General features: G+C 23.6%; 4 protein-coding genes. All 4 read right to left on the reverse strand.

The annotated features are described in order from the left end of the window. The coding region (locus Q0V09_RS08090) for a hypothetical protein (protein WP_297488328.1) at positions 1–876 on the reverse strand (876 nt) is incomplete at its 3' end. Between the two features lie 72 nt (positions 877–948). Continuing rightward, positions 949–2,040: a choloylglycine hydrolase family protein gene (locus Q0V09_RS08095; protein ID WP_297488331.1), complete on the reverse strand. Its 1,092-nt coding sequence runs from the start codon at positions 2,038–2,040 to the stop codon at positions 949–951. 65 nt (positions 2,041–2,105) lie between these two features. Continuing rightward, positions 2,106–2,978, reverse strand: a complete 873-nt coding sequence (locus Q0V09_RS08100; RefSeq protein WP_297488335.1) for an SPASM domain-containing protein — start codon at positions 2,976–2,978, stop codon at positions 2,106–2,108. A gap of 113 nt (positions 2,979–3,091) precedes the next feature. Beyond that, a complete protein-coding gene (locus tag Q0V09_RS08105) occupies positions 3,092–3,766 on the reverse strand; it encodes a Crp/Fnr family transcriptional regulator (RefSeq protein ID WP_297488338.1) in 675 nt (224 codons plus the stop codon). Positions 3,767–4,483 lie beyond the last annotated feature (717 nt).

Here is a 4,483-nt window from a genome sequence, read left to right on the forward strand (position 1 = left end):
CTCAAACAAATGAATTATACTAACAAAAACTTTTTCATTTCCTATAATAATCTCTCTAAAGTAAATATTTTTTTGCTTAATAAAAATTTTATTAAATTTTTTAATAAAAGATTCAATATTAAAATTATGAAGAATTTCAAATGTTTTTTTATTAATATTTAATATTTGTAAGTTAGAATCTAAAACAACAACGCCTTCATGAATATTATCAATAATTGTAGCTTGTTGTTTTACTAAACTTTTAGTATTAATATATAGATTTGTTATTTCTTCAGGTTCTAAATTCAACATCTCTTTTTTTATTTCTTTTGCAAGTTTTTTAGAGGCAATAAAAATAAATAAAAAACTACCTAAAAATAAAAAAAGTATTTTAATTAAAATAAAAAATATTGTTTGTTTAAAAACATTAAAAGATTTTCCAACCATAACAAAACCGATAATTTTATTGTCTTCATTTATAGGCTCAAATCTTCTAAATGTAATTCCTTGAGATCCTTTTGTAGTAACAAAATATCCTTTTTTTGATTGAAATATTTTATCACTATCTTTTGTACCAAATACTTGGCCAACTTTTTTGGGATCTAGGTGACTATATCTAATTTTATTTTTATCAGCAATAACAACAATATCTACATCTTTATTATTATCTACAAATATTTTAGCATATTTTTGTAAATTAAAAGTTTTATATATGATAGATTCTTTAACAAATTTTGTATCAGAAATTTCCAGTGCTACTTCACTTAAACTTCTTTTAACTTTAGTTGTTTCATTATTAATTTCAGTATATGTAATTATTCCAATGAGAAGAATCAATAATGGAAAGGAAGTTAAAATTGATAATTTAATAAGTTTATATTCAAATTTTTTTTTCAAATCTTTATCTCCTATTTAGAGCTATTAGTTAATTGGAAATTAAAAAGGTAGAAAACTCTACCTTTTTAATTTTTATTTAATAATTAACTCTTCAATTTCTTGTTTATTATTTTTATCCAATGGCATCACTTGATATTTCACTTTAGAAAAATCTATTTTATTTAAATCAATCATTCTTATATTTTGGTTATTCATAGTTTTATAATAAAATTTATGTTCATTTAAATTAATTGCAGTTGTCCACTGAGTAGCACTTGGTAAATCTTTTGGAATATCATTTTTATTATTAAAAGAGATTCCAATAGGAATATCAAAATTATTTAAAATATGAAAAGCTTGATTTATTCCTTCTGTATTACCTTTTAATGGTGGTGTATTATTTGCATAAAAAGCAGCACGAATAAATCTAGATGGTGGTGTCACATCACCTGGAAGTCCTAAAAATCCAGATCCAGCTCCAGCAGGAAATACTTTTTGATCTCCTAACATAAATCCTTTATTTCCGCCTGTATGTAAATTAACATAGTTATTTAAATTTGTTAGATGCCAATCAAAACCTGGAGAATTTGTTAATACACCAACAGTATTATCATATATGTGTATTTCACCATTTTTTATAATTTCAATAACAATACTTTTTCCACTAGCATCTGTAACTCTCCAATGACCAGTAGGAGACGGAACTCCATTTTCAATAATAATAGGTGCTATTTTTATTTTATATATTGCTTCTTTAACTTCATCAACAGTTTTAAAATTACTTAAAACCCATTTTACAAAGTCCATGTCATTAATTGTTTTTTCAGTATTTTTACCAGTATATGGAGCTAATTGTCCATAATTTAGAAAATAAAATACTCCTGCATTTAGTCCAACTTCATTGATTCCTTCACCAATAATAGATTCATGACTAACAGAAGCTCCAACAAATCCATATTTACTAGTCCATTTTAAACCTAATTTTTTATCAGGTAAAGGAGATTGAAATTTTTCTCCTCTTGGTGAAATAATAATATTACTATTAAGATTATTTCCAGCCCATTCAATAGTTCTAGCTTGTATAATCTCTTTATTTTCAGTTTTCAAAGTAATACCTGTACATGCTTGAGAACTAACAGAAGTTACAGCAATAATACAAGCTAAATATGACAATTTTTTCCACATAATTTTGCTCCTCATACTTTATTTTTTATATTATACTCTATTCATATACAAAATAGCAATTCCTATTAGAATTTATTTTTAAATTGACATTTTTTACAAAAGATTTCAACAGCCTTATGATTTGAAAATCCATTATAAATATTATTAACTCTTTTGCTATTTAAAATATCATTAAAAGATTCTTTAAAGATATTTCCTAAATTTATAACTCCTTCACCATCTAAACAGCAAGGAACAACGGTTCCATTTGATAAAATTGCAATTTGATTTCTTAAACCATAACAAAAACCATCTTCATTTTCAAAATCATCATTTAAATCTGGCCACTTAAATTCTAAATCAGAATTAATGAAAAGTTTATCCTTGATTTTCAACCCTTTTCCAGGAGTAAGAATATCAGCTATTTTATAATCCAAATTAAAGAAATTTTCAATTGTGTTTAAAATATATCTATTCCCTTTTTGTTGAATTGAATCTTTATCATTTTGATTAAAATTCCAAAGTCTTAAAGAAATATAAGTATGACATTTTTCTAAAGAATTTTTAGTAAAGTTAAGAATATTCATCAAATAATTTTTATTATCTATTGATTCTAATTTCCCATCAAAACTATGTAGTGAAAAATTAATTTGTCTAGGCGCAAGATCACTTATAAAAATATCATTGTATTTTTCAATTAAAGTTCCATTAGTTGTTATATTTACAAAAAAATTATTAGCTTTACTAATTTCTAGAAAATCTTTTAGATTTTTATGAAAAAGAGGTTCCCCTTTAACATGAAGATATATGTGGTTTGTATATGGTTTTATCTCTTTTAAAATATGTTCAAATTCACTGCTATTTAAAGATTTTGGTTCTCTTTTAGTTGTGGGACAAAAACTGCACTTTAAATTACAAATATTCGAAATTTCTATATAAACTTTTTTAAATTGTTTCATTTTTATTATACTCCTTAAAATTTTACTATTCATAAAATTATACCATAAATTTCAAAAAAAATTGTATTTAAAAGGAAATGGAAAAAATAAAATGTAAACATCTATTATAAGGATTATTTTGAATAGAAAAAATTTGTCAATTGATCTTCTAATATAAATAAATAACCATCTTCATATTTTAAGTGTCCTAATGAGCTTAACTTCTTTAAACTTCTATATATAGTCTCTCTATTAGTACCAAGCATTTCAGCTAAGTATGTATTAGTTACTTTAAAAGAGAATCCAATATATGGAGATTTATCTATACCATAATCTTTTGATAGTTTAATTAACTTAGATGCTACTCGTTTATCCATATTTATTGTTGTTGTATTCTTTAATTGTCTACAAAGTCTTCTATTTTTTAAAGATAGAGATTCTATAATAAAAAAAGAAAGTTCAGGATATTTAAACATTAATTCTTTCATTTTTTTTGCAGGAATACTTAGTAATTTTATATCAGTAAAGGCTATACTCCCTGTGCAAGTTCTTTCAAAACGATCAAGTAATATATTTTCATTAAAGATAGAATTATTTTTTAATAAATAAATAACCTTTCTTTTTCCATCAAAACTATCTTTATACAAGTTAACATTACCTTGAACTATAAAGAATATATTTTTACATTTTTCAGATTCTGAAAAAATAAGGTCGCCCTTTTTTAGAATTTTAACTGAAGTCATTGCTAATAACTCAGTAATACATTCTATAGACAACTTTGTTTTTAAGAAATCATAAAATTTATTCATAGTGTTCCTCCTAAATTAATATCTACCTATAGTATACAACAAAATACATAAATAGTGTGATTTTTATCATAACTAAAATACAATTTTTTATGTACAATATATATATTAAGATACATTAAAAAAAGAGGTGAAAGAATGAAAAAAGAATTTTCCAATGAGGAGTTTAATAAGATATTATTAAACTTATCTGATGAGTATGATATTTATGCTCCTGTTACAAATCCATTTAAAGGGACTTTTTCAGATACTGATTTAGTTAAATATGAAAAGGTTAATAGTTTTGATGAAATTAATTTTACTGAAAAATCTTACTATTCACCAAAAGAGATATTATTACCAATGCGTGAAACACTTTTTTATTTTAATGAAAAGGAGTTTATAAAACCAAAAGGAAGAGTAAAGAAAGCTTTAGTTTTTTTAAGAAGTTGTGATTTACATGGAATTGATAGAGTAGACAATATATATATAAATAACAAATTTAAAGATGAATATTATATAGAAGCTAAAAAATTGATTAAATATGTTGTAATTGGATGTAAAGATAAAGGATGGGATACTTGTTTTTGTGCATCAATGGGAACTAATGAAAATAAAAATTATAATATTGGTTTAACATTAAAAGATAAAAGTGTTCTTTTAGATATAAAAGATGAGAGTTTACAAGGTTATTTTAATGAGATCGGAAGAGCGTCGTGTAGGGAAAGAGTGTACGTCCTG

The sequence above is a fragment of the uncultured Cetobacterium sp. genome (genome assembly GCF_947039425.1).
In the GTDB taxonomy this organism is placed as follows: domain Bacteria; phylum Fusobacteriota; class Fusobacteriia; order Fusobacteriales; family Fusobacteriaceae; genus Cetobacterium_A.